The following is a 24,600-nucleotide window of genomic DNA, read 5'->3' on the forward strand; positions in this document are numbered from 1 at the left end:
CAAGGTTTATTCCTGATTAATTTCGAATCTGATTTTTAGACGTTATTTAATTTATTATAGAATGGAACATAATACACAATCATCAGAGGTGCTCGAACCAGTTCACGCTGATTCGTCAACTAAGGCCATCTGGAGAACATTCTGGATCCTGTTGGGTATTACCGTGCTTGAAGTAGGTCTCGCATACTTACACTTCGAATTTCATTTCCTGCCAAGAATGGTACTGAATGGTGTCTTCATCATCCTGACATTATTCAAAGCCTTCTATATCGTTGCTGAATTCATGCACCTTGGTCATGAAATCAAAAACCTGATAATGACCGTATTAATGCCTTTACTGCTGTTCATATGGTTCATCATCGCCTTCCTGTACGAAGGTAATTCCTGGAAAAACATGAGATCTGATCTCGCTCCAGGTACCAAGGTAGAAGCACCAAAAGCTGCTCCGGCAGAAGAAGGTCACGGTCATTATTAATATTTTTTAGCATAAAACTTTAGAATCATCTCACGCAGGGCTATTTTAGGATTGATGCTGGCGATTTTGCTGCCGCTGACGGGTTATCTGATTGTAGATCACTACGGTAAAAACGTAGTGCCAATACCCAGGTACTATATCCCTGAAAGAGTTGATACTATTGTAAAAGACGGGAAAGTCTCTTATGATACGGTCTTCCATACCATAAGAGACTTTCACATGACCAACCAGCTTGGTCAGCAAGTAAGCCTCAAAGATCTCGAAGGAAAAGTCCTTGTGGTCGACTTCTTCTTCACTTCCTGCCCAAGCATCTGCCCTACCCTGACAAAAAACCTCCGCCTGCTGCAGAGTGCATATGTAAAAAACGATACGTTATTACAAATTCTCTCTTTCTCAGTGGATCCTGTCAGAGACTCCGTAGACAAACTGCGTAAATACGCATACGACTACAAAGTCAATCCTGATAACTGGTGGTTGCTCACTGGCGATAAAAAAGAAATCTATGATCTTGCCAGACACGATTTCTTCGTATCAGTGACAGAAGGCGACGGCGGACCGGACGATTTCGTTCATACCGAAAAAATCGTCCTGATTGATAAAAACAGGAATATCCGCGGTTACTATAACGGTCTCGATTCTACTGATATCAAAAGGCTGGCAAGTGATGTTGCTACCCTTTATCTGGAAAAGGAAAGACACAGACCAGGTTTCCTGAAGTTCCTGAAAGGGCTGTTCTCCACTACGAACTAATATTATTTCGTTATATGAAAGGTGAATAGAGAAAGGTTTCATCTTTCTTTATTCACTTTTTACTTTTCTGTATATCATGGGTATTAAAGATAAAAATCTAAGCACACCAATTGTCATCGTTTCGATTGCAATCCCTGTAGTAGTAGCATTACTGTTTTTCCTGCCTAAGCCGGATTTTCAACCGGGTTTCGATCCGCATGTACTACCCCTCTTCCATGCTATTCTTAACTCTGCCACTGCTATTCTGCTGGTAGCCAGCCTGTACTTTATCAAAAACAAACAAGTCCAGGCACATAAGGTGACCAACCTGATTGCTATCGGACTCTCTGCCATATTCCTGGTTTCATACGTTACTTACCATGCATTGGTGCCTGAAACTATTTATGGCGACCTGAATGGCGACAATAAATTGAGTGAAGCAGAGATTGCCGCAGCTGGTGGTATTCGTTACCTCTACTATTTCATCCTGACTTCCCACATCATATTATCTACGATTATTGTACCATTGGTGTTGTTTACAGCCTGGCGCGGTTTTCAGATGGATATACCGCGTCATCGCAAGATTGCACGTATCACCTGGCCCATCTGGTTTTATGTGGCTATAACCGGCGTAATCGTGTATATCATGCTGTCGCCTTATCACATAGTTAATCATCTCGCTAAATAATTATAAAAGGCAGGCCAGACGGTCTGCTTTTTTGTTTACCAGAATAACAGACACTCCTCCGGCCATGGAATAATTGGTCGGAAATTGCCCGGTATAATGTAATTTTACAGGACTTAAAAGAATAAGGAATGAAAAAGCTGTGTTTTATTTTGCCGATTGGAATGCTACTGCTTACGCTGAGCAATCAAGTGATGGCGCAGTGTTCCCTGTGTACAAAAACAGCTCAGCAACTGGGAGAAGGTCCTGCAAAAGGACTGAATAACGGGATCTTGATGCTGGCACTTACGCCACTTGTAATCATAGGTTTTCTGGCTTATCGCTGGTATCTCAGCAATAAGGAAGCATAAATTACCATACGGCAGGAAATCACTTTCCTGCCGTTAATGTTTTAGATTGGTTTTGAGCCGAAAATCAGGCTTCTTCTAACCGTAAATCGAAATCGGAACATTCTACCCGAAGATCATTAGGCTTCATGGCTGCTTTATGCAATCCACAATAGTGACCCTTTTTCTGGGTATAGAACTGACAGTTAAAGCACATCTGCTGTGTACTGGTCACTTCTTCCTGATTTAGCTGATAAATCAATTGCATTAATTGCTCCAGCAATGCTCCCTGCTCTTTCACAGGTACCGAATCTACACTGTCCTGTAATGGCTGTGCAAAACGTTCTACTTTCTTTGCCAGTGCTTTTCCTTCTTTCACCAGTTGCAGACTGTGACTGCGAGTGTCAGTCAGACTGGCTTTTCTAACGATGTACTTCTTCTGCTCCAGTGATTTTACAGCATCACTGATCGTAGCTTTAGTCATGTTAAAATAAGAAGCCAGTGAGGTCACTGTACGCTTCTCTTCCGGATAATGTAGCAAATAAGTGAGAACTTGAATTTGTATGGGACTTAATCCATACTGAGTGGCCTCTTGCCAGAGAAGTACTCTAAATGCTTCTGATAAACGCTCCAAAGCGGCTACAACCTTGCTCGCTGTGTTGTCGGCCTGTTGCTCGGGGCTGAATGTGGATACTTTCCCCATGATAAATCGTGCTGTCCTTAATAGTTTGGGGGCAAGGTACAATATTAATATATGGGTGTAAATAGCATATTAGTGACATACCGTTAATCTTACTATCTTGATAAGTATGTGCCGCTGCTTTTAGATGCCCTGAATGGATATGCCCATAAAGCTACACTCAACGTAACAGCCTTATACCACGCCAGTTGCATGCCTGCAAGGATGGCTTCCTTATAGCCTGCTCTATATAATACCTCATTACCGGCGTTAATTACCGGGTAAGAAAAGGCTACCAGATATCTTAACAAGGCCGGATCCAATGACATGTTAAGACTATCTCCTTCTTTTATTTTTCTCTCGATCAGGTCTGCATGAGGAATTTCCTGTATGGTTAATAGCTGATTCAACCATTCCCCCATACGTGATGCAAGAAAAGCGTCTTCATCTTTTATATCGCTAAAGTATTGGGCAAGATAATTATCCGCCTGAATAAATGCGTACCATTTCCTTAAAATACCAGTGGCGGATTGTTTTAGCATGGGCGCAGCTTCCCTGAGCAGTTCTTCATCTTTACGGGTATATAGTAACAGTCGCTTTAATAATATTAGCTCTCTTAAAGTTATGGCAGGAACACTCCCATCAGTATCATCTATCAGATCTTCGTTTTTTTGCATGGTCAACATTGAATTATTTGAAATTCTCAATCACAATGAATTTCAATTTATGATAAGGTTTCCTAACGGTGAAAATATTTGCAACTGATTAACATAATGTTCGCTATTTATCCAAATTGTTCATATATATGATGAAAAATCATTTGAGATTATCATATGAAGGATATAGCTTTGGATAATATCAACTTTTCATGAGGAATAGGCTCTACTATTTAAACAATGAACGATTTTCCCTGCTGCCTAAGTCCGGGCAAATCGCCAGCTCATCCAATGATGTAGCTGAAAGTATTTCCTTGCTCAGGCTGTTAATATTAACAATCCCAGCCACCCTTACCGGCATCGGACTCGCCTGGCTGATAAGTTACCTGTTACCTTTATTGACCAACCTGGTATTATTGGGGAAGATAGGCTATACTTATCCAGATCCTGAAGATAGTGGCCTCGGCTTCTTCCTGGTACTTGTTCCGGTAGCAGGCGCTGTAATATGGCTATTATTCCGCCACAAACAAAAATTATTAAACGCCACCGGTCTGACAACAGCGGTTGCAACGGGTGCTCCACTCGGAACAGAATCTCCTGTATGGCTGGCTGGCATGGCCGTAAATAATAAAATCGCAGACATCGCCGGTATGAATACAACGGCGCGTAATGCCCTCCGTATGGCCGCCATTGCTGCCGGATTTGCCTGGTGCTTCGGTACCCCGGTTGCTGCATTCATGTTTGCCGCTGAATTGCTGATGGCAGAAATAACATTAGCTGCTATCCTGCCGGTAGTTACTGCTACTTTATTAACGGCAGTTGCACAATACTTTTTACATCCTGTTAATTATAACGTTAGGATAGCTAACGTTAATGATTACACGCTGTATGGGTTATATCTGATTGTCGGTGTAGTGAGTGCATTACTGGGTGCGCTGGTAGTAAAATGTAACAGATGGTTGTCTTCAAAAGGCGTATTAATGGCTGCTAAGTCAAAATGGTGGCTGCTCTTCGCTGCGGTTATCACCGGTGTTTGCTGTTATTATTATCCGGAGATGTTTGGAAGCGGAGAACAACAGCTGATCCCGTTACTAAACGGTGCGGTCACGTTGAAGTTAATATTCCTTTTCTGTTTTGTGAAGTTGTTTATGTGGGTGGTATACAGTGCGCTGCTGGATACAGGGGCCGGTGTAATTTCTTTGTTTCTCATAGGCGCGGCCTGGGGCCTGCTGACAGGATTTATTTTCCAGGTTTCCTTTCCGGGAATTCATGTAGACCCTGCGGTTGCCGCCATCGCCGGTATGCTGGCATTCTTTACTGGTACTACGAGGGCCGTATTCACCGCTTTAATAATGGGATTGGAAATAAGCCATGCACCGGCATTATTACCAATGACAGCGATAGCATGCACCAGCGCATATCTGATAAGCAGACTACTACCAGTTACTAAAAAGAAAGCCATAGAAAGCATAGCATAACGCTTTCTATGGCTGCGGATAATTTGTTATTCTCCCCCTGATACGAACTTCAGTCCTGCAATGGAACCAATCAGCGTCAACAGGAAGAATATACGCCAGAATACAGCAGGTTCTTTAAAGAAGATCATGCCCGCAATGGCAGTGCCAGCGGCGCCGATGCCGGTCCACACTGCATAGGATGTTCCTATCGGCAATCCGCCGTTAATTGCTTTATTCAGAAAGAAGAAACTCAGCGTAATACAGATAAAGAAACTTATTGAAGGCCAGAGCTTACTAAAGTTCTCAGAATACTTTAAGGATACAGTAAAGCCCACTTCAAACAGGCCTCCTATAATCAGGAATAACCAAGCCATAATAATGGTTTTGAATAATTAACAAAAAATATATGCAGGAAAAATGTATGGGAAGAATGAGCATGAAATGCCCGTCAGTCCTGGAATCAGAGACCGTAGTTGAAAACTGCGTACGCGATATTTATGCCTAATATAATTGTTCGCATGGCGCGAAGGTACGATTTTTTTCAGAACCTGAATTTTTTCAGGCTGCCGATAACGATGATGTGGCTTGTGCTAACGTGGACGAATAAACGAATATGAACTACTATTACCAGCACCTGGGGAGCTGGTAACAGCATTTATGGTAGTGTATTTAATTACAGATATGCGCTAAGGCCCTGTGTGGCGTATTTTTTACCGGAGCTGATCGCCAGTTTGGTTAACCGCTGGTTTTCCTGATCTTTCTCGCGGGATGCTTCTTTATGGTATAGATGAAATGCCACCCCACGAAGCTTTATGAATTTCTTTTTAATGCCGGCATTCAACAGGCGGATGGCGATATCGGTATCCTCCTGTCCCCATCCAACAAAAATTTCATCGTATCCGTTTACGAGCACCAGGTCTTTTTTCCAGAAGGCCATATTACAGCCTTTTACATAATATTTATGTTTACCCCACTGCTTGTATGTTTTTGACAGCAGGTTGGAAATAAAGGGGATGCGCATGGCATTGAATTTATAGGCCAGCGGAACCACGCGCATATCCACGGCTTCTTTGTCAAATGCATTTCTGGTGAGGTCGGGAGTGAGACCAACACGGCTGCCGGTCACAAAATAGCCTTGTTCTGCCAGGGCCACATGGTCGGCAATAAAATGTTTCTCCAGAACCAGGTCTCCATCAATCTGAATAATATAGTCTCCGGAGGCTTTAGCAATTCCTTTATTACGGATTTGTGCCAGCTTGAAACCTTCATCAGGCTGCCAGACATGAATTAAAGGAACCGGAAAATTTTGCTGAAATGTTTTGATGAGTTCGGTAGTATCTTCCCGGGAACCATCATCACAAATGATCACTTCGTTGGGTAACAACGTTTGTTCATAAATACTTTTGAGGCAAAGATTTAGTGCAGCAGGCCAGTTATAGGTAGAAATCAGCAAAGTTGTCGAACAATTGCCAGTTAGCATAAATATGATAATTTATAAACCATAAAAGTACTTAATGTTTACATGTTCCCTTCAAACAGGCCCATATTATGACATGATTATGTAGGTTAAGTTGTTGTATTTTGTGCTGTCCAGGTTTTCATATGATTTTATAACTTTAGCAAATAACGGAAAATTCAATGACTAACTTTATACCCTTATTTCCGCTTGGCGTAGTGACTTATCCGGGAGAACAGCTGAATCTGCATGTTTTTGAACCCCGGTTTAAGCAATTGGTGGCGGAATGTGTAGCTGAGGGTAAGTATTTTGGTATTCCTGCTGTGGTAGATAAAAAGGTGATGGAATATGGCACCCTGGTGAAAGTAGAGAAGGTGGAAAAACTCTATGATAACGGCGAAATGGATGTTATCACCCGTGGCGACAGGATTTTCAGGGTACTGGAAAAGATAGAGACAATTCCTCAGAAGCTATATACCGGCGCTATTGTGAGTTATCCGGAAAACAACCTCACGGTGAGTCCGCGCTTATTGGGCGAGGTTCTGCATGGTATCCGGGAACTGCACGCCATCCTCCAGGTACACAAATCCTTTAAGAAAGCTGATCAGGAGCTCCTCTCCTATGATGTTGCCCATCATGCCGGTCTTTCCCTGTCGGAAGAATACGAAATGCTGCACCTGTTTTATGAAATCCAGCGGCTGGAATTTCTAAAAAGACATCTTCATAAAGTAATTCCGATGATGGCAGAAATGGAAAAGCTGAAGGAGCGGGTCAAATTAAACGGACATTTTAGAAATTTATCCGCAGATAATGAGTGAGGAATTCTATGAAGATGATTGTCAGGTAAGGATTTCGAGAGATAAAAACGCCAACTTTAACGCGGTTTTAACAGGCCGTATTAGGTTTTTTTTTGCTTCCCGTCTTAAAATTTAGATATTTGCAGACCCTTCAATTTTATAGATGAACAGGTATATTTTATAGATAAATGGGTAAAAAATAATTCTGTTACTAAATGCATCGGACAAAAACCAGTATTTTTTGCCTAATCGTCGCATTATTTCTGTTGGCAAATAAAGCAATCGCACAAGACAATTCACCATATTCACGTTACGGTCTGGGAGATTTAAACAATAACCAGAACATTGTCAACCGGGGTATGGGAGGCGTTTCTCAGGCATACAGTGATCCAACGTCAGTGAATTTCATCAATCCTGCCAGCTATTCCAACTTGCTGCTTACGTCTTTAGATATTGGCGTGGAAGGTGGAGCGCGTACCATCCGCGATGGTAAGTCTAGCTTCAGCTCAGGTTTTGGAACACTCTCCTATCTTCAACTGGGTATCCCTATTAAGAAAAAATGGGGCGCCAACATCGGACTTCGTCCAGTAACAAGGGTATCCTATAATATCCAGGAGCCAGTTACCGGCAATTTCTTTGATACCTTACGTTTACCACTGGTTAACCGCTACGAAGGTAGTGGTGGTTTATATCAGTTATATGGTGGTACGGGTGTAGGCATTGGTAACTTCAGCATCGGCGTGAACCTGGGCTACCTCTTCGGTAGTCTTACCAATACAACCAATATTATCTATCCATCCAACAACATTTATGCTTCCCGACATACCAACAGAATCAGCTACAGCAGCTTCTTCTATAAAGTGGGTGTCCAGTATAAAACCAAAGTAGCGAAGGACATGGACCTGAGTTTTGGTGCCAGCGGTAGTCTGAACCAGACTATGAACGGTAAACAAATGACCATGTCTGAATCTGCTATCTATGATGCCAGCACCAACGATTATACTACTATTGATACGGTGAAATTCACTCAGGGCGAAAAAGGGAAAATCGTTTACCCTACTGAATTTGCCGGTGGTATCATGTTGCGTAAGTATGATAAATGGATGATCGGCGCAGATTTCAATGCTTCTAACTGGGGCAGCGATTTCAAATCCTATGGCGTGAAAGATGCCGCTGTGCAAAACGCCTGGAAAATGTCTCTAGGCGGACAGTTTGTACCAAATGCCTCTGCACTGAGTGGTTACTGGAACCGTGTGGCTTACCGCCTCGGAGGTTACTACGGCCAGGATTACATTAAGCTGGATGATAAAAATATGCCTACCTATGGCGCTACACTGGGGGCAGGATTACCTATCCGCCGTATGGCCTACTCTAACCAGTACAGCATGTTGAACCTGGCACTGGAAATTGCCCACCGTGGTAATTCATCCACCCTGCTTCAGGAAAACATCTACCGGGTATCTATAGGCTTTACACTTAGCGACAGATGGTTCGTTAAACGTAAATACGACTAATACCATAACAGGCTAAATAGTAGCCTGCCACATATTAAATCGAAATGCAGTGTATGATTAGGGAGATAAAATCTTTTATCTTCGCCCTGGCATTCACTGCATTTCTTTTTTAATTAAGTACATGATAAAAAGGATTATATATTTTTTTCTGATAGCCATTACGGTTAGTAGTTGTGAGAATGATATTCAGGCTGTAATGGAATTCGACTCCAAGAAAGCCGCCGTGGAGAATGGATCAGACATCGTTGCCATGTTCAGCCAGAACGGTAAGGTAAGCGCCAAACTGCTGGCACCTTCTATGGAGAGGAGCCTGGACAAACCTACCTACGTAGAGTTCAAGAAAGGACTCAAATTGCTGATGTACGATACAACCTTACAGGTAACCAGTACACTCACCGCCAAACATGGTAAATACCTGGAAGAAGAAGGCTACGTTTATCTACGGGATAGCGTGGTATTGGTAACTGCCAAAGGCGAAACGCTGAATACCAACGAGTTAAATTACGATCCTAAGCGTAAGATTTTCTATTCCACCAAAGAAGTATTTATTAATACGCCTACTTCACAGCTGCATGGCTGGGGATTGGAGGCTAATGAAGACTTCAGTGTTAAGAAGATTATCAGCGTAAGCGGACCTATTACCATTGAGGATAGTACGTCTATGTCGCAGGATGCTGCACCTGGCGACAGCCTTGCTCCGGCATCAGCGCCGGCGCCTGCAACGATACAGCCTGCGGGAGTCCCTGCCGGTGTATCTGACAGTGCGCATCCGGCAACATCTCCGGCTAATCCTACAACACCTCCTGCTTCACCGTCGCCTGCTCCGCCAAAACCGGTAGTTAATGTACCGGCAAGGCTGCAGCCATCGCCGGTAGCCACACCGGCAGGGCAGCAACAGCAGAATGGCGTAAGGCTATTAGAGAAGCCTAAGCACCCGCACATAAAACCGGTTCGATCATAGCAGGTAACTAACGTAAATGTATAAACGAAATAACCCCACCTCTGCAGGTGGGGTTATTTCGCTTTAACCTATTTTTTAACCTAAAATTTGATTCAATAAAAACCAATAATTATGCCAGTTTGCAGTGTTTGCTTGGTTTTTATGCATCATTTCTACACGGAAAATGTTAATGTTATCGAGATGGCATTATCGGTATAGCCTTAGGGTAAATACAACAGGAAATATGCCTTAACTATTACGCATATACGACGTAAACAGGTCAGTCACATAGAATAGTTAATACAAGTATTCTACTTGATTTTGTCATAATAGATACCTATATTTAATCAACACGATTTACAGACATGGAATTAATTAATTGGCAGGACTTCGAAAAAATAGAAATGAGAGTGGGGACAATTCTGGAGGCAAACGACTTTCCGGGAGCCCGTAACCCCGCCTATCAGTTACTGATAGATTTTGGCCCTGAAATAGGGCAACGCAAATCCTCCGCACAGATTACAGTCAATTATAGCAAAGAGGCACTTATCGGAAAACAGATTGTCGCAGTAGTGAATTTCCCTCCCAAACAGATAGCCCGTTTTATGTCTGAGTGTTTAGTTTTGGGAGTAGTCGGTGATAATAAAGCAGTTACCTTACTTCAACCTGGGTTGCCCGTAGAAAACGGTCAGAGAATTGCCTGAGAAATCTTTTCTAACAACTAATCTAGTGAAAAATTGTATTGATAATCAATTAGATATTGATTAATTATCCTATTAATTCTATAATATTATAATATTATATTTTTATTAATATGATAATTAATTTACCATTATCCGATGTTCACGAACAATAATACATCGTTCACGGAAATGAAAACCTAAGGAAAATTTAGGAGTATATCTTTGTTCTAGGTTTTTCATAGGATATGGTTAAAATTATTACAAGGGCGGTATTCTTACCACCCTTTTTTATTTCTCTCTCCCGAAAGCCGTTTCTCTATTTTCACGATAATAATGCTTGTTATATATTGATTACCAATTCTTTGTGTAGATAATAATCATATTTAAATAATTATAAAGTGTTTTTCACGACCATACGTTAACCTTCATTTTTCTGACGTTCCCCGGTTAAAATATATCATTCACAAAAATGACCTTTACTCATATGGTAAAAACGACCATCTTTGGTGTAGGTTTTTCAATAAAGATATGGTTAAAATTTTTCGGGGCTGTAGTCTTGCAGCCCCGTTTCTATTTAAATAAGGCCCACAGATTCAAGATCTGTGGGCTTTGTTTTACTTATAAAGAAAACGCCCGCCGGAATTACCAGGCGGGCGCTTCTGTTTATAACAATTTCTTATTTACTGAAGGCAGAAGGGAAAGGTTTATCTAACAGGTTGTTATAGATAAATCTCCAGGATTCCTGGTTGGAATGCACTGCTTTTAAGCCACCCCAGCCATGGCGCTCGCCAGGATAGAGCATAAATTCAAAATGCTTGTTCAGATTTTCAAATTTATCGATGAGCTGAATACAGTTCTGCATATGTACGTTATCGTCCATAGTACCGTGGGTAATGCGGATCAGGCCTTTGTATTTATCGGCGTAAGTCATCACGGCAGTGGATTTGTAACCATCCGGGTTATCAGCCGGGGTATCCATGTAGCGCTCCGTATAGTGGCTATCATATAACTGCCAGTCTGTTACGGCGAAATTAGCCATACCATAGTTGAATACGTCTGCACCATAAGTCAGGGCCATACAAGTCATGTAGCCACCAAAGCTTCCGCCGGTCATACAAACTTTATTGGTATCTGCCCATGGTTGTGTACGCAGCCATTTGGTAGCATCCATATAATCCTGGATTTCATAGAGGCCCAGTTTACGGTGAATGTAGTTCATGCCGGCCTTGCCCAGATGCCCGCTGCTGCGGTTATCAATAGCCACCTGGATAACGCCTTCCTGTGCCCACCACTGTTGCAGGTTGTTCCATTTCCACGTATCATACACGGTACCGGCATTAGGTCCGCCATAGATGCTGATCAGGATCGGATATTTTTTACCTGGCTGCATATGCACCGGCATGGTAATGGTCATTGGTAATTCAAGACCATCGCGGGTTTTATATGTTTTCAGTTCGGTTCTGGCTACATTGTACTGGTCAAAAGCAGCTCCTTTACTATCGCCGAGTTCTCGGATGACTTTACCGTTATTGTCTGTCAGCGCCATTTTAGAAGGAGTTGACAGGTTAGAGTAAGTGGTAATGAAGTATTTACCACCTGGGGCCATGTTAATAACGTTGTTATAGTTACCATTGGTCAGGCGGGTCATAGCGCCGGTTTTGAGGCTCACTTTATACAGGTCGAAGCGTGCGCTCGACTCTTTACGTGCGGTGAAATAGATCATTTCATTTTTCTGATCAATTTCCAGTACTTCTTTAACGGTCCAGTTACCATTGGTCAGCTGCTTTTTCAGGGAGCCGTCCATGTTGTGGAGGTATAGGTGCGACCAGCCGGTTTTGTCACTTTGTAACAGGAAACCTTTATTGTTATCAAGGAAAGGAACGGCATCAAACCAGTCGATCCAGGTTTTTTGCTGCTCGTCGTAAATTTCTTTTTTAGTGCCGGAGGCAGGGTTGATACTGTAGATCTTCAGGTTGTTCTGATCACGGTTCATCCACTGTATCCAAAGACTTTTGCTATCTGCTGTCCAGAAAGGCATACCAAAATACTGGTCATCCTTTTCGTTGAAGTCGGCCCAAACGGTGGCACCGCCAGTAACTGGTACTACGCCCAGTTTAACCGCAGGGTTAGGATCGCCGGCTTTAGGATAGCGGGTGTTTTCGAGATATCCATGTTGTCCTTTCTCGCTATAGATAGGGAATACAGGTACTTTGGTATCGTCGAAATGCATGTAGGCAATATTCTTACTGTCCGGGCTCCACCAGAATGCGCGGTAATGCGTAGGGCGTCCGAGGATTTCTTCATAATATACCCATGATGCCCAGCCATTATAGATGACATCCGTTCCATCGTTGGTATAACGGGTTTCTTTTTTAGTGGCAATTTCCACGCTGTAGAGGTCATTGTTGCGGGTAAAGGCCACGTATTTACCATCCGGGGAAAGGGTAGGATTCTTTTCCTGGTCTTTGTTGCTGGTCAGCTGAATTTCTTTACCGTCGTTGCCGGTGTAGAAAACGTCGTTATCGCGAATGTCTACATGAGGGCCGCCAACAGGCGCGGTATAGATGGTAGCTCTTCCGGTACGGACATCAATGCTGTAGGCTTGTTTGTCACGAATTTCGATGTAATGTTCACTGTCGGCCCAGCCTTTTACTGCTGGCAAAGCGACGGTAATGTTGCTGGGTTGCCCTTTGAAGGATTGCTCAAAGGTAATATCCTGCTTTTCCTGTGCCTGGGTGGTTGATATCGTCAGCAATAGGAACGCTGCACCAGTCAGGTAGGTTGGTTTTAGCCAATGTACGCTTCTCATAAATAAATAATATGTCTTTAGCCTGTTTGATAGTGTTGGCGGGCGAAAATAAGCATAAGTGGAGATACCCGCCCCCTGAAATTCCATGAGTGGAAGCAAGTTTGCCGCTAATCTTGAAAATACTGCCATTTAAATGGGGAAACCCTTCATGTGGAAAGTCGATACAGATTTCGCAGTGAGCTGATTTACTTTTATCCCGGTTTTCATAGGATATGGTCAAAAAGTAAGGGGCTGTAGTCTTACAGCCCTTTCCTATTGGGATTCTAGCAGTTTCCTTGTTCCTTCTGCATTATTAAGTTATTTTTGCACTCCAAATTGCTATTTACAATTTATCACATGACACAATTATCAGAGCAGGAGATTATACGCCGGGAAAAATTACAGGAGCTGCAGAAACTGGGCATAGACCCATACCCTGCTGCCGAATATCCGGTTAACAATACTTCCGTAAACATTCTCACCAATTATTCGGAAGAAACCAAGGAGCAATTCCAGGACGTGTGCCTGGCAGGACGCATTATGAGTGTCCGTGACATGGGTAAGGCTGCTTTCGTCAAGTTACAGGATTCTGTAGGTCGCGTTCAGCTGTATATCCGTCGTGACGATATATGCCCAGGTGAAGATAAATCCCTGTATGATGTTGTTTTCAAGAAGCTCACCGATATGGGTGACTTTATTGGCGTGAAAGGGTATGTATTCACTACCAAAACAGGTGAAACATCTGTACACGTCAGCGAATTTGTTATGCTCGCAAAAGCATTGCGTCCACTGCCTGTTGTAAAGGAGAAAGAGGGCGAAACCTTTGACGCAGTAACAGATCCTGAATTCAAATACCGTCAACGCTACGCGGACCTGATCATCAATCCTCAGGTGAAAGAGGTTTTCATGAAACGTACGAAAATCATGCAGACCATCCGTGACTTCTATAACAACCTGGGTTACCTGGAAGTAGAAACACCTATCCTCCAGCCTATTCCTGGTGGCGCCGCTGCCCGTCCGTTCGTTACTCATCATAATGCACTGGATATGCCGCTGTACCTGCGTATTGCCAACGAATTATACCTGAAACGCCTGATCGTAGGTGGTTTTGAAGGTGTATACGAATTTGCGAAAGACTTCCGTAACGAAGGTATGGACCGTACCCATAATCCGGAGTTTACCGTAATGGAAATGTACGCTGCCTACAAGGACTACGAATGGATGATGACCACCACCGAAACGCTGCTGGAAAAAGTAGCCATCGCGCTGCATGGCACCACCAAAGTACAGGTTGGGGATAAAGAAATCGACTTCAAGGCACCTTTCCGTCGTGTAACCATGTACGATGCCATTAAAGAGCATACCGGTTTCGATATCTCTGAAATGGACGAAGCTGGTCTCCGTGATGTTTGCAAACAACTGCAAATCTCCGTAGATCCTAAAATCGGTAAAGGCAAACTCATCGACGAAATCTTCGGTGAAAAATGCGAAGGACACTATATCCAGCCTACTTTCATCACCGATTACCCGGTTGAAATGAGCCCGCTGACGAAGAAACACCGTAACAAAGCCGGTCTGGTAGAACGTTTTGAACTGATGGTAAACGGTAAGGAAATTGCCAACGCCTACAGTGAGCTGAACGACCCTATCGATCAGCGCGAACGCTTCGAAGAGCAGGTAGCACTTATGGAACGTGGCGATGACGAAGCAATGTACATCGATCAGGACTTCCTCCGTGCACTGGAATACGGTATGCCGCCTACCTCCGGTATCGGTATCGGTATCGACAGGCTAACCATGCTGATGACCAACCAGCCGTCTATCCAGGACGTTCTTTTCTTCCCGCAGATGAAGCAGGAAAAAGCAGATTAACAATAAATAACATTATAGAAAAGCTGATCAGTTACAACTGGTCAGCTTTTTGCTTTATATGGGACGGAACTTTTTGGCGCTTACTTCGTTAATCTAATGAGTCATCCAAAAATATCGCCCATGAAAACAATGCTCGTTCCTACAGACTTTTCAGACGTAGCCTATAATGCTGCTACATACGCGATGGATATGGCCAACGCCATTGGTGCGGAGCGTATCGTCCTTTACCATGCATATGAACTGGTAGTACCCATCCCGGATGTGCCTACTTCTGTGCCCATGGTGAATGCGGACGATTTGAGGGTAGCCAGTATGGAAGGACTGGAAAAAATGAAGAAAGACCTGCAGGCGCTGAGTGCTGGTAAAATTGATATCCTGCTAAGGGCTGATAATACCCTGCTTGCCGCTACCATCAACGAAGTGTGCAAAAATGAAGAAGCAGATATTATCATTATGGGCATTACCGGTGGCAGTAAACTGGAAGAAATCCTGGTAGGTTCCAATACGATCGACGTAGTGAAACAAACTACCACGCCGGTACTTATCATCCCGGCAACCGCTAAGTTCAAATCCATCAGTAAAGTGGTTTTTGCCTGCGACCTGAAAAAAGTGGTGGAATCTACACCGGTAGATCTGCTTAAAAAATTCATGGACGCTTTTCATGCAGAACTGCATGTACTCAATATCGACCATGAAAGCAAGCATTTTACCGCCGATACACCGTTTGAATCTTTAATGCTGGATACACTGCTACAAGGCTATAATCCTGTGTATCATTTCATTGATAATCCCAATGTGGTACAGGGTATCGTATCTTTTGCCGAAAGTATCCAGGCCGATATGATCATCACGATCCCTAAAAAGCATGGCCTGTTTGAAAGCATCTTCAAAAGAAGCAGTACCAGTAAGCTGGCATTTAAAACTCAAATACCTTTGCTGACAATACACGAATAATTTATACTTTTGACTTATTACAAGCAATCATCATAACTACTATGCTTAAACGATCACTGTTAGTGTTGCTGGGTGTTTTTTCCCTGCATACCAGCCAGGCTCAACTGCTGAATAAACTTAAAAAGCTGAGCAAAACAACTACCACCAGTTCAACATCTACCACTTCCCTATCCAGCATCTCCGAATCTGATGCATCTTCTGCTATCAAAGAGGCACTGTCTAACGGTGTTTCAGCTGGTATTAAGAAGCTGAGCGTGAAAGATGGTTTCTTCGGCAACGATATTTACAAAATGCTGCTGCCTGAAGACGCTGTTAAGATCGGTAACACCCTCCGTCAGTTAGGCATGGGTAAACTGGTAGATAACGCGATCCTCCAGATCAACAGATCTGCTGAAAAAGCAGTAGGATTTGCAGCGCCAATTTTTGTTGACGCTATCAAGGAAATGACGCTGACCGATGCACTCAACCTCGTAAAAGGCGGTAATACATCAGCTACAGATTATTTCAAAGGAAAAACTACCGATAAACTGAAAGCTGCTTTTGCGCCGGTTATTAAAAGCAGTCTGGATAGCACCATGGCTACCAAATATTATGGCGAGCTCGTAACTAACTACAACAAGCTCCCTACCACCTTCAATAAAGTAAATCCTGATTTGCAGGACTACGTTACCACCAGGGCGGTAAATGCACTGTTTGACCAGATCAGCAAAGAAGAAGTGAATATCAGGGCTAATCCTGTGGCAAGAACTACTGATCTCCTGAAGAAAGTATTCGGTGCTAAATAAGCTGATTTAAAATATCTTATAAAAAATATGGGCAGATGATCATCATCTGCCCATATTTTTTTATTAAAAATTTCCCGACAATAACACCTGCCAGGCTTCTTTTATTTTCCCTGCCTGCAGGAGCTTTTGCGCATAACGATGCAGTTCTTTTTCCATTTCATCCGGTGTAATGCTGTAGTACTGGACGATTTGTTTTAGATGATCATCATTAAACGTGGCCTCTATTACTGGTATTTCATTCACATTGCCCAGTTGCCCGAGGTTATTCCCGGTTAATATTTCACTGTTCCGGATGGATAACGGTAAGGCATCAACGCCGATACCGAGTTTGGTATTGGGCTTTTCCACTTCAAAAACGGCATCGCCGGAAGCACGGCAGTAGAAGTCGCCACCCATGCGGGCTACAAGGTCTATCTTATGTGGATCGATCTTTCCATTGCTGTCGAGGATATCATCATGAATGTGCAGCATAACTGGTTCGCAGATAACGAGGTTGCCTGCGCCGCCCTCCTGCCCTGTTTCAATGATTTCCCTGACGATACATTCCATCTGCACCGGACTTTCCTTCACACGGAAAGGCCTGATCTTCTCTGAAGCCAGTGGCGTAAAGCCTGCCTTTGCAAATTCGTTGACACCTGCCGGATATTCGCAGCTGGCGAGCGAAGTTTGCTGTACCATGGCGTAGTTTACCACATTGATAACCACTTCTTTGGTAGCGTATATATTTTCCAGTGTATGCTTCACCGTATTGTCCCTGACCCTGCGGGCAGGTGAGAAAATCAACGTAGGAGGCTTGGAACCAAAAACATTGAAAAAGCTAAAGGGCGAAAGGTTCGGATTACCATCCGCATCTACTGTACTCGCAAAGCAGATAGGCCTTGGCGCTACTGCGCCCAGGAGATAGGCATGTAACTCACTGGTTTTTATATCTGTGGGATTTACCTGCATATGCTATGCTTTTTTCTTCAGTGCCAGGATAGAGAAATCGCTGTCCTCTTTCACAATAGTATTTTTTAGTATGCCGAGGCCTGCAATTTCCATTTCTACCACATCACCGGGCTGTAGCCATTGCTCCTGATAATCAGGATTGTTCAGCTTGCCGGTGCCGTTTAATTCCAGGAAGCAGCCGGTGCCAACGGTACCGCTGCCAATGACATCACCCGGGAGGATATTGGCGCCATAGGCACAACGTTCCAGGATTTCAGCAAATGTCCAGTCCATATCACCCATACTACCTTCACTTACCTGTACACCATTCACTTTGCAGGTCATTTTCAGGTTGAAGTTGTTGCCGGTATGACCAGGTTTGGCAGGTACCAGGAATTCTTCCAGCTCATCAGGAGTAACCAGCATAGGGCCGATCACGGTGCTGAAGTCTTTTCCCTTTGCCGGGCCTAAATTGAGCTTCATTTCCTCCATCTGCAGGGTACGTGCGCTCATATCGTTCATGATCATATATCCGCCGATATATTCGTCTGCTTCTGCTGCGGTGATATTACGGCCATGCTTGCATACTACGATCGCCACTTCCAGCTCAAAATCGAGTTTGTCGAAATGGTCAGGCATACAGGAAATTTTACCAGGTCCCTGGATGGCATTGTGATTGGTAAAATAGAAGATCGGATATTCATCGAACTCAGGAATCATGTCTACTTTACGGTTACGTCTTGCGGCGGCAACGTGCTGGCGGAAGGCATAGCCATCGCGGCAGGAAGTAGGGAATGGCACAGGCGCCAGGATATGCTCGCTGTCGTAAGGGATACCATGTACTCCTCTTGGTTTAACCCCTGCTTTCAGCTGCGCATCGGCATGTAAGGCTATTTCTATCACTTCTTCCCACTGCAGCAGGAACATCTGCATATTGGTGGGCAAATCAGGATGAAGGTCCTGGGTATTATATAACTGTCCATCGACCAGGATGGCCAGCTGGTCGGTTTCTTCTCTTAAATAAGTAACAAGTTTCATGATTGGTGTGAGTTCTGGTTGTATGATATGAGGATCAAATATAAGAAAAGTGAGCATGGAGCTTCAGTCTGAGCAATATTTTTTATAAATTCAACTAAGGGTAAATTCTTTTTGAAACGTCACTATTCAGAACCTATTTCAGATATGCGTAACCGTTTGCTGGTATTCCTGCTTTTTATTCCATGTTTGCTGACTGCGCAGGTTCGTACAGACAGCATGCTGGAGCGGCTCATCCGCGCACATGCCGGCCCATTACTGCAGCATGTACTGCAACATCCGGATTCTTTCAGGTATCAGCTTATTTACACACAAATAAATCGGGACGCAGATAATACACCGCATTTTAAAAATTATTATTTTAATGTAGATGCCGGCCAGTATTTTAATCCTGCCAGTACGGTGAAATTACCGATCGCACTGCTGTCGCTGGAAAAACTACATGAATTACAGGTGCCAGGATTAACCAGTACCACAGCTATGCTCACAGATAGTGCCTATGGCGGACAGGTTACCGTTCATGCAGATACAAGTGCAGAAAACGGTTTGCCATCTATAGCGCATTACATAAAGGAAATATTTCTGATCAGCGATAACGATGCATATAACCGGCTATACGAATTTGTTGGACAGCAGCACATAAACGAAAGACTCTGGCAGATGGGCCTTACAGATACCCGCATCGTACGCAGGTTTATGCCATTGACAGAAGATGAAAACAGGCATTCTCCACAAATAACTTTTGTAAAAGATGGGAAGATGATCTATCAGCAGGCGCCTGCTACTTCAACACTGAATTTTGATTACAGTAAAGAAGTGTTTATCGGGCAAGGTTACCTGGACAAAGATGATCACCTGGTTCCGCGGCCAATGGATTTTACCAGACATAACAATTTCCCGCTGGAGAATCTGCAGCAGGTACTGCAGTCGGTTATTTTCCCCGAATCAGTCCCAGCAGCACAACGTTTTCATCTAACTAAAGATGATTATAAATTCTTATATCAATACATGTCAGAATACCCCTCTGAGAGTCGTTTTCCGAAATATGATACCGCAGCGTACTTTAATAGTTTTACAAAGTTTTTCTTCTTTAAAGCGGGTAAACAGAACATACCTCCGTACATACGTGTATTCAATAAAACGGGATGGTCTTATGGGTTTCTAACTGATGCAACATATATCGTGGATTTTAAAAACCAGGTGGAATTTATGTTGACAGGTACTATATACGTTAACAGCGATGGTGTTTTGAATGATAATAAGTATGAATATGAGGAGGTGGGTTATCCTTTTTTCAAGCAAGTTGGAGAGATAATTTATCAGTATGAATTAGGAAGAGAAAGAGCACATTCTCCTGATTTGAATGGCTTCAGAATAAATTATTCTCAGTAAATTTGCACCGCATTTTAAGGATCAACCTCAACGGGATTTTGATTTCTATGGCCGGGATTTTCAGGCCGATGCCAGTTAACCAAATTGTATTGATACATAAGTTTAGATAGGTTTTATTCATTTCCCGTAACTAACTAAAAACTGGGGAGTCATGAAGTTTGAAAAGATTAAGAACAAAGGACAGGCAAGATTATTCGAGAGCCAATACCTGGAGATGCTGACGAAAACGCATCCATTGGTCATCTGGGGAATTTACATACCCATTATTGGCTACATGCTGTACTACAGCCACGACAAATTAGGATTTACAGTCGGTACCGTTGCAATGGTATTTTTTGGGGCCATGTTTTTCTGGTCATTTTTTGAGTACATAATGCACCGTTTTATTTTCCACCTCGGTAGCGAAAGTCCAAGAGTACAGCGTATCATTTATGTGATGCATGGTAACCATCACGAGTACCCGAGGGATAAGCAACGTTTGTTTATGCCGCCGGTTCCAAGTCTGATCCTGGCATCTGTAATTTTCGGCGCGCAGTATATTTTCCTGCGCAAGGTTACATTTATGTTTTTTCCGGGTTTCCTGCTGGGTTACCTGATCTATGGCAGCATGCACTATGCTATTCATGCCTGGAATCCTCCTTTTAAATTTATGAAGGCATTATGGCGTAATCATCACCTGCACCACTACAAGACGGATGATAAAGGTTTTGGCGTAAGTACTTCATTGTGGGACAAGGTGTTCGGAACTTTCTTTGATCTGAACAAGGAGAAAGAGGATAAAGACAAAGTGAAAGAACTGATGTTCAATAAATAACCGGAATAGTATTCCTATAAAAGCGAAAGGGTCTCTATTGATTAGAGACCCTTTCGCTTTTATATCTTTTACCATCTTTCTTCATCATCTTCACCAGCAGGCGGTGGCTGTTTAAAGGAAGCCCTGGTAGCTATTTTCTCCAATTGCCGGTGAATGATCAGCGCCGCTATGGCCGGATAGGGACTCACGCCTGCTGCGGTGGCATCCTGGATGATCGCAGTCACTTTTTTCTCTGATACATCAATCCGGTAAAGCAGGTAAATGAACTGCTGAAAATCTTCACTGATGAGGATTTCCAGTCGTGCCGCCAGTAATGACTCCAGTTGTTCATAGCTAACACTATCGGGTACACGCAATTCAAATGTTTGCGCTGCCCAGGCAGATGTTTGCTGTAAGTCTGACGGCTTGTTCATTATTTCATTTGTTTGATTTTATAACTGGCGTTGGTGATTACTTTCACCGGAACGTTGATATCTTTCTTAAAACCTTTGGCCTTATTGGCTTTGTAGGTGTATGCACCATTCAGCTCTGTGGTTTGCACACAGATACCAGGAAAACCTGAGCTACGGTTAATGAGGTAGTTAGATTGTGTACTTCCGCTGATTTCTGCAGTGGCTTTGATACCATCTTCCAGCTCCAGCATTTGTACCTTATCGGTTTTGATTTTAGCGGTACCGCCGATTTTAGCGGTCTGGGAGTCCCAGGTCTGGAGGTTCCAGTAAAGATCAATAGAGCCTACGAGGCCGCCACGCATAGGAACGTTTTCTTCCCATTGGGTGCCTGTTTTAATACCATGTGCCGGATACATCACCAGCAGTTGTTCCAGCCAGCTGCGGAATGCTTCCACACCGAACTGGTCGGTCATCAGTTTTTTATAGGCTGCCTGTTCATCTTTCTTCAGGTCGTTGAAGGCTACTTCTGCGCTGTCCAGCAGCTCATTTAAGCCATCTATTTTGCTGATGACGCCGAAGCTGTTGATTTCTACTGTAAAAGGCTTTTTGAGGATGTATTTCAGTCCTTTCTGGAATGGCTCCGTAGAGGCAGGGCCGTTAGCATCAACTGCGATGTTGGTGTTTTTAGCATTCCAGTTGAATTTCAATTCTTTATAATAGAAGGTGAGAATGGCCTTACCAGGATTTACCTCTTTCACATCGATAACGATAAGGTTGTTGTAATCTCTGGTGGTTCTTTGCTGGATTGAATTTACCGTCATATAGGTCTCATTCCTGCTTTTCTGTTCCAGCTCAAACTGCTCGCCTTTATTGAAATGATAGCTAAGGTCAACGTAAGCCTCCTGTGCATTTACCTGAAACGTGAAGGCCAGCAATGTCAGTGTTATTCCCAAAATCCTTTTCATTAGCATCTATGATTTTATCAAACGTATTTTTCTATTACTCCCAGTCCGAATAAGGCGAAATCATATTTCGCCGGATCTTCCGGGTCTAATTTTTTCAGTGCATGGGTGAGTGCTGCTGCTGTTTTCCAATCTGCTTTTTCGTTGGAAGTGAGTCCCAGCCTTGCCGCTACCCTGCTTACATGGACATCCATGGGTACTACCAGCTGAGCCGGTGATATGTTGTTCCACAGTCCAAAATCCACGCCATTTTCATCCTTGCGCACCATCCAGCGAAGGTACATATTCAGTCTTTTGCAGGCGGAATTCTTCGCCGGTGTGGAGATATGCTTTGTTGTTCTTTCCGGGTGTTCCAGTGCAAAAAATACTTTGCGGAATCCTATCAGACCATTTTCCACGTTTTCGTCTGCTGCGTTCATATGGCCGCTGAAGGCGAATTCCAATGAGGTGACATTGGCGTAGTAATGTTGCAGGAATTCAACAAAATACAGCAGGTCCAGGCCATTGAAGGTGCGATGGATGAACGACATCAGTTTAAGTCTTTCCCTGGGCTGGTGATGACGGATATAATCATATGGCGCATTGTCCATCATCTGCAGCAATTCCTTACTTTTCTTGATAACAGTGGTTCTGTTACCCCAGGCGAAGATGGCGGCAAATAAGCCGGCAATTTCGATGTCCTGCAATTGGCTGAAGCGATGCGGAATGCTGATCGGATCATTGGCAATGAAATCCGGATGATTGTATTGTTCCACCTTTGCATTCAGGAAATCCCTTAACTGCTCAATTTTCATAAAGTTCCTTCATATATACCAGAGCAGCAGTACAACATACCTACATCGGAGTATATCCGTGTACGTATGTTGTGCTGATTAGCTGTGGATATGGTTTACTGCAATTAGAAAGCAGTAAAGATAGATTTTACCTATTAACTTTCTCTACCCGATTGCTTTTTTCAGGTCTTCTATCAGGTCGTCGGCATCTTCAATACCTACCGACAGGCGGATGAGACTATCTGCCAGGCCGTTTTTAACCCTTTCCTCTCTTGGAATAGAGGCATGGGTCATGGTAGCCGGGTGCCCGATGAGGGATTCTACGCCGCCGAGGGATTCAGCCAGACTGAATAAATGTGTGTTACTCAATACTTTATTGGCAGATTCTATGGTGTCGTCTTTAAGCGAGAAGGAGATCATGCCGCCGAAGCCACGCATCTGCGCTTTGGCAATGTCGTGGTTGGGATGATCAGTGAAACCTGGCCAGTACACTTTGTCCACCCTGGAATGATGGCGGAGATAGTTGGCAATGGTAGCACCGTTTTCGCAGTGGCGCTGCATGCGTACATGCAGGGTCTTAATACCGCGGAGTACCAGGAAGCAATCCTGCGGGCCAGGAACTGCGCCGCAGCTATTCTGAATGAAGTAGAGCTGACGGGCCAGTTCTTCATTTTTTACAATAACGGCACCATGTACCACATCGCTGTGGCCGCCGAGGTATTTGGTAGCAGAATGTACTACGATGTCGGCGCCCAGATCCAGCGGATTTTGCAGGTAAGGAGATGCGAATGTATTGTCTACGGCCAGCAGCACTTCTGCCTGGCGGGCTACCTGTGCAGCGGCGTGAATATCAATGATATTGAGCAATGGATTGGTAGGTGTTTCAATCCAGATAAGTTTTGTTTTTGGTGTGATATGCGCCTCGATGTTTTTGGCGTCCTGCATGGATATGAAATTGAATTTCAGGCCATAGCGTTCAAATACCTTGGTGAATATGCGGTAGGTGCCGCCATACAGGTCGTTGGTAGCCAGCACCTCATCGCCGGGGTTGAGCAGTTTTAAGACTGCATCTGTGGCGGCGAGGCCACTGCCAAAAGAGATACCATGGGTGCCGTTTTCTATGGCTGCCAATGCGTTCTGCAGTGCGTCCCTGGTAGGGTTCTGCGTACGTGCGTACTCGTAGCCTTTATGTTGCCCGGGGGCGGATTGTACAAATGTGGAGGTCTGGAAGATCGGAGTCATTATGGCCCCGGTAGACGGGTCGGGAGCTACACCTGCGTGTATGAGTTTAGTACCCAGCTTCATGTCTTAATTATTTTATAATGAACAATTTCTGGTGGTAACCAAATATACACCCTTTGCCCGGCTGTTCCAGCAATGATTTTTATTTAGGGGGATGATTTACAGGGAGAGAAATGAGGAAGGAGTTAACTGGCTGAACCGGGTTAAAAACACTTGTCCAATTTAGCTCATATTATGATATTATCGTATTATTTTAAACGCTCACGA

General features: G+C 43.7%; 25 protein-coding genes. 14 read left to right on the forward strand and 11 right to left on the reverse strand.

Going from position 1 to position 24,600, the window contains the following annotated elements:
- Nucleotides 1-61: 61 nt before the first annotated feature.
- The 4 genes from F3J22_RS04025 to F3J22_RS04040 all read left to right on the forward strand — a co-directional run bounded on the left by F3J22_RS04025 (nt 62) and on the right by F3J22_RS04040 (nt 2,239).
- Nucleotides 62-475, forward strand: a complete 414-nt coding sequence (locus F3J22_RS04025; RefSeq protein ID WP_167014527.1) for a cytochrome C oxidase subunit IV family protein — start codon at nt 62-64, stop codon at nt 473-475.
- A gap of 54 nt (nt 476-529) precedes the next feature.
- On the forward strand, nt 530-1,225 hold the full coding sequence (locus tag F3J22_RS04030; protein ID WP_167014529.1) for an SCO family protein: 696 nt from the start codon (nt 530-532) through the stop codon (nt 1,223-1,225).
- 76 nt (nt 1,226-1,301) lie between these two features.
- Nucleotides 1,302-1,892, forward strand: coding sequence for a DUF420 domain-containing protein (locus tag F3J22_RS04035; RefSeq protein WP_167014531.1), 591 nt, complete (start codon nt 1,302-1,304; stop codon nt 1,890-1,892).
- Between the two features lie 128 nt (nt 1,893-2,020).
- On the forward strand, nt 2,021-2,239 hold the full coding sequence (locus tag F3J22_RS04040; protein WP_167014533.1) for a hypothetical protein: 219 nt from the start codon (nt 2,021-2,023) through the stop codon (nt 2,237-2,239).
- A gap of 64 nt (nt 2,240-2,303) precedes the next feature.
- Here F3J22_RS04040 and F3J22_RS04045 read toward each other — a convergent pair whose 3' ends face one another.
- Together F3J22_RS04045 and F3J22_RS04050 are read right to left on the reverse strand one after the other, a co-directional pair.
- Nucleotides 2,304-2,918: a MarR family winged helix-turn-helix transcriptional regulator gene (locus F3J22_RS04045; RefSeq protein ID WP_255492039.1), complete on the reverse strand. Its 615-nt coding sequence runs from the start codon at nt 2,916-2,918 to the stop codon at nt 2,304-2,306.
- Nucleotides 2,919-3,010: 92 nt separating this feature from the next.
- Nucleotides 3,011-3,571, reverse strand: a complete 561-nt coding sequence (locus tag F3J22_RS04050; protein WP_167014537.1) for a protoglobin domain-containing protein — start codon at nt 3,569-3,571, stop codon at nt 3,011-3,013.
- Between the two features lie 191 nt (nt 3,572-3,762).
- On the opposite strand from F3J22_RS04050, the gene F3J22_RS04055 reads away from it, so the two are divergent.
- Nucleotides 3,763-5,028: a chloride channel protein gene (locus F3J22_RS04055; RefSeq protein WP_167014539.1), complete on the forward strand. Its 1,266-nt coding sequence runs from the start codon at nt 3,763-3,765 to the stop codon at nt 5,026-5,028.
- 26 nt (nt 5,029-5,054) lie between these two features.
- On the opposite strand, the gene F3J22_RS04060 is transcribed toward F3J22_RS04055, so the two are convergent.
- Nucleotides 5,055-5,381 (reverse strand): multidrug efflux SMR transporter, encoded by a 327-nt coding sequence (locus F3J22_RS04060; protein WP_167014541.1) that lies wholly within the window; start codon nt 5,379-5,381, stop codon nt 5,055-5,057.
- Between the two features lie 299 nt (nt 5,382-5,680).
- On the reverse strand, nt 5,681-6,487 hold the full coding sequence (locus F3J22_RS04065; RefSeq protein WP_167014543.1) for a glycosyltransferase family 2 protein: 807 nt from the start codon (nt 6,485-6,487) through the stop codon (nt 5,681-5,683).
- Between the two features lie 158 nt (nt 6,488-6,645).
- On the opposite strand from F3J22_RS04065, the gene F3J22_RS04070 reads away from it, so the two are divergent.
- The 4 genes from F3J22_RS04070 to F3J22_RS04085 all read left to right on the forward strand — a co-directional run bounded on the left by F3J22_RS04070 (nt 6,646) and on the right by F3J22_RS04085 (nt 10,418).
- Nucleotides 6,646-7,281 (forward strand): LON peptidase substrate-binding domain-containing protein, encoded by a 636-nt coding sequence (locus tag F3J22_RS04070; RefSeq protein ID WP_167014545.1) that lies wholly within the window; start codon nt 6,646-6,648, stop codon nt 7,279-7,281.
- A 245-nt stretch (nt 7,282-7,526) separates the two neighbouring features.
- Nucleotides 7,527-8,774, forward strand: a complete 1,248-nt coding sequence (locus tag F3J22_RS04075; RefSeq protein WP_167014547.1) for a hypothetical protein — start codon at nt 7,527-7,529, stop codon at nt 8,772-8,774.
- Nucleotides 8,775-8,895: 121 nt separating this feature from the next.
- The gene (gene lptC, locus F3J22_RS04080; protein WP_167014549.1) at nt 8,896-9,735 is read left to right on the forward strand and encodes an LPS export ABC transporter periplasmic protein LptC; all 840 of its coding nucleotides are present in this window, start codon (nt 8,896-8,898) and stop codon (nt 9,733-9,735) included.
- 344 nt (nt 9,736-10,079) lie between these two features.
- Entirely contained in the window at nt 10,080-10,418 is a 339-nt protein-coding gene (locus tag F3J22_RS04085; protein WP_167014551.1) for a tRNA-binding protein, read from the forward strand.
- 655 nt (nt 10,419-11,073) lie between these two features.
- Here the strand turns inward: F3J22_RS04085 and F3J22_RS04090 are convergent.
- Nucleotides 11,074-13,206 carry a S9 family peptidase gene (locus F3J22_RS04090; protein ID WP_167014553.1) on the reverse strand — a complete coding sequence of 711 codons (2,133 nt, stop codon included), beginning with the start codon at nt 13,204-13,206 and terminating at the stop codon, nt 11,074-11,076.
- 336 nt (nt 13,207-13,542) lie between these two features.
- Here F3J22_RS04090 and lysS point away from each other — a divergent pair, with 336 nt between their 5' ends.
- The 3 genes from lysS to F3J22_RS04105 all read left to right on the forward strand — a co-directional run bounded on the left by lysS (nt 13,543) and on the right by F3J22_RS04105 (nt 16,796).
- Entirely contained in the window at nt 13,543-15,057 is a 1,515-nt protein-coding gene (gene lysS, locus F3J22_RS04095; protein WP_167014555.1) for a lysine--tRNA ligase, read from the forward strand.
- A 120-nt stretch (nt 15,058-15,177) separates the two neighbouring features.
- On the forward strand, nt 15,178-16,011 hold the full coding sequence (locus F3J22_RS04100; protein WP_167014557.1) for a universal stress protein: 834 nt from the start codon (nt 15,178-15,180) through the stop codon (nt 16,009-16,011).
- Nucleotides 16,012-16,052: 41 nt separating this feature from the next.
- On the forward strand, nt 16,053-16,796 hold the full coding sequence (locus F3J22_RS04105; RefSeq protein ID WP_167014559.1) for a DUF4197 domain-containing protein: 744 nt from the start codon (nt 16,053-16,055) through the stop codon (nt 16,794-16,796).
- Nucleotides 16,797-16,859: 63 nt separating this feature from the next.
- On the opposite strand, the gene F3J22_RS04110 is transcribed toward F3J22_RS04105, so the two are convergent.
- Nucleotides 16,860-17,744: a flavin reductase family protein gene (locus tag F3J22_RS04110; RefSeq protein ID WP_167014561.1), complete on the reverse strand. Its 885-nt coding sequence runs from the start codon at nt 17,742-17,744 to the stop codon at nt 16,860-16,862.
- Nucleotides 17,745-17,747: 3 nt separating this feature from the next.
- Nucleotides 17,748-18,761, reverse strand: coding sequence for a fumarylacetoacetate hydrolase family protein (locus tag F3J22_RS04115; RefSeq protein ID WP_167014563.1), 1,014 nt, complete (start codon nt 18,759-18,761; stop codon nt 17,748-17,750).
- Between the two features lie 144 nt (nt 18,762-18,905).
- On the opposite strand from F3J22_RS04115, the gene F3J22_RS04120 reads away from it, so the two are divergent.
- Both F3J22_RS04120 and F3J22_RS04125 read left to right on the forward strand, forming a co-directional pair.
- A complete protein-coding gene (locus tag F3J22_RS04120; RefSeq protein ID WP_167014565.1) occupies nt 18,906-20,150 on the forward strand; it encodes a serine hydrolase in 1,245 nt (414 codons plus the stop codon).
- 151 nt (nt 20,151-20,301) lie between these two features.
- Nucleotides 20,302-20,964 carry a sterol desaturase family protein gene (locus F3J22_RS04125; RefSeq protein WP_167014567.1) on the forward strand — a complete coding sequence of 221 codons (663 nt, stop codon included), beginning with the start codon at nt 20,302-20,304 and terminating at the stop codon, nt 20,962-20,964.
- Between the two features lie 68 nt (nt 20,965-21,032).
- Here F3J22_RS04125 and F3J22_RS04130 read toward each other — a convergent pair whose 3' ends face one another.
- From F3J22_RS04130 to F3J22_RS04145, 4 genes are all read right to left on the reverse strand, one after another.
- On the reverse strand, nt 21,033-21,377 hold the full coding sequence (locus F3J22_RS04130) for a hypothetical protein (protein WP_167014569.1): 345 nt from the start codon (nt 21,375-21,377) through the stop codon (nt 21,033-21,035).
- Nucleotides 21,377-22,321, reverse strand: coding sequence for a DUF6263 family protein (locus F3J22_RS04135; RefSeq protein WP_167014571.1), 945 nt, complete (start codon nt 22,319-22,321; stop codon nt 21,377-21,379). The genes F3J22_RS04130 and F3J22_RS04135 overlap by 1 nt, the downstream gene beginning before the upstream one ends.
- 17 nt (nt 22,322-22,338) lie before the next feature.
- Nucleotides 22,339-23,112 (reverse strand): TIGR02757 family protein, encoded by a 774-nt coding sequence (locus F3J22_RS04140; RefSeq protein WP_167014573.1) that lies wholly within the window; start codon nt 23,110-23,112, stop codon nt 22,339-22,341.
- 144 nt (nt 23,113-23,256) lie between these two features.
- Nucleotides 23,257-24,396: a cystathionine gamma-synthase gene (locus F3J22_RS04145; RefSeq protein WP_167014575.1), complete on the reverse strand. Its 1,140-nt coding sequence runs from the start codon at nt 24,394-24,396 to the stop codon at nt 23,257-23,259.
- Between the last annotated feature and the right edge of the window lie 204 nt (nt 24,397-24,600).

This window comes from Chitinophaga sp. Cy-1792 (assembly GCF_011752935.1).
In the GTDB taxonomy this organism is placed as follows: Bacteria; Bacteroidota; Bacteroidia; order Chitinophagales; family Chitinophagaceae; genus Chitinophaga.

Bases quoted from the DNA above. Each gene is read 5' to 3' on its own strand.
- F3J22_RS04025 (WP_167014527.1), top strand. From the start codon at position 62: ATGGAACATAATACACAATCATCAGAGGTGCTCGAACCAGTTCACGCT.
- F3J22_RS04030 (WP_167014529.1), top strand. From the start codon at position 530: ATGCTGGCGATTTTGCTGCCGCTGACGGGTTATCTGATTGTAGATCAC.
- F3J22_RS04035 (WP_167014531.1), top strand. From the start codon at position 1,302: ATGGGTATTAAAGATAAAAATCTAAGCACACCAATTGTCATCGTTTCG.
- F3J22_RS04040 (WP_167014533.1), top strand. From the start codon at position 2,021: ATGAAAAAGCTGTGTTTTATTTTGCCGATTGGAATGCTACTGCTTACG.
- F3J22_RS04045 (WP_255492039.1), bottom strand. From the start codon at position 2,918: ATGGGGAAAGTATCCACATTCAGCCCCGAGCAACAGGCCGACAACACA.
- F3J22_RS04050 (WP_167014537.1), bottom strand. From the start codon at position 3,571: ATGCAAAAAAACGAAGATCTGATAGATGATACTGATGGGAGTGTTCCT.
- F3J22_RS04055 (WP_167014539.1), top strand. From the start codon at position 3,763: ATGAGGAATAGGCTCTACTATTTAAACAATGAACGATTTTCCCTGCTG.
- F3J22_RS04060 (WP_167014541.1), bottom strand. From the start codon at position 5,381: ATGGCTTGGTTATTCCTGATTATAGGAGGCCTGTTTGAAGTGGGCTTT.
- F3J22_RS04065 (WP_167014543.1), bottom strand. From the start codon at position 6,487: ATGCTAACTGGCAATTGTTCGACAACTTTGCTGATTTCTACCTATAAC.
- F3J22_RS04070 (WP_167014545.1), top strand. From the start codon at position 6,646: ATGACTAACTTTATACCCTTATTTCCGCTTGGCGTAGTGACTTATCCG.
- lptC (WP_167014549.1), top strand. From the start codon at position 8,896: ATGATAAAAAGGATTATATATTTTTTTCTGATAGCCATTACGGTTAGT.
- F3J22_RS04085 (WP_167014551.1), top strand. From the start codon at position 10,080: ATGGAATTAATTAATTGGCAGGACTTCGAAAAAATAGAAATGAGAGTG.
- F3J22_RS04090 (WP_167014553.1), bottom strand. From the start codon at position 13,206: ATGAGAAGCGTACATTGGCTAAAACCAACCTACCTGACTGGTGCAGCG.
- lysS (WP_167014555.1), top strand. From the start codon at position 13,543: ATGACACAATTATCAGAGCAGGAGATTATACGCCGGGAAAAATTACAG.
- F3J22_RS04100 (WP_167014557.1), top strand. From the start codon at position 15,178: ATGAAAACAATGCTCGTTCCTACAGACTTTTCAGACGTAGCCTATAAT.
- F3J22_RS04105 (WP_167014559.1), top strand. From the start codon at position 16,053: ATGCTTAAACGATCACTGTTAGTGTTGCTGGGTGTTTTTTCCCTGCAT.
- F3J22_RS04110 (WP_167014561.1), bottom strand. From the start codon at position 17,744: ATGCAGGTAAATCCCACAGATATAAAAACCAGTGAGTTACATGCCTAT.
- F3J22_RS04115 (WP_167014563.1), bottom strand. From the start codon at position 18,761: ATGAAACTTGTTACTTATTTAAGAGAAGAAACCGACCAGCTGGCCATC.
- F3J22_RS04120 (WP_167014565.1), top strand. From the start codon at position 18,906: ATGCGTAACCGTTTGCTGGTATTCCTGCTTTTTATTCCATGTTTGCTG.
- F3J22_RS04125 (WP_167014567.1), top strand. From the start codon at position 20,302: ATGAAGTTTGAAAAGATTAAGAACAAAGGACAGGCAAGATTATTCGAG.
- F3J22_RS04130 (WP_167014569.1), bottom strand. From the start codon at position 21,377: ATGAACAAGCCGTCAGACTTACAGCAAACATCTGCCTGGGCAGCGCAA.
- F3J22_RS04135 (WP_167014571.1), bottom strand. From the start codon at position 22,321: ATGAAAAGGATTTTGGGAATAACACTGACATTGCTGGCCTTCACGTTT.
- F3J22_RS04140 (WP_167014573.1), bottom strand. From the start codon at position 23,112: ATGAAAATTGAGCAGTTAAGGGATTTCCTGAATGCAAAGGTGGAACAA.
- F3J22_RS04145 (WP_167014575.1), bottom strand. From the start codon at position 24,396: ATGAAGCTGGGTACTAAACTCATACACGCAGGTGTAGCTCCCGACCCG.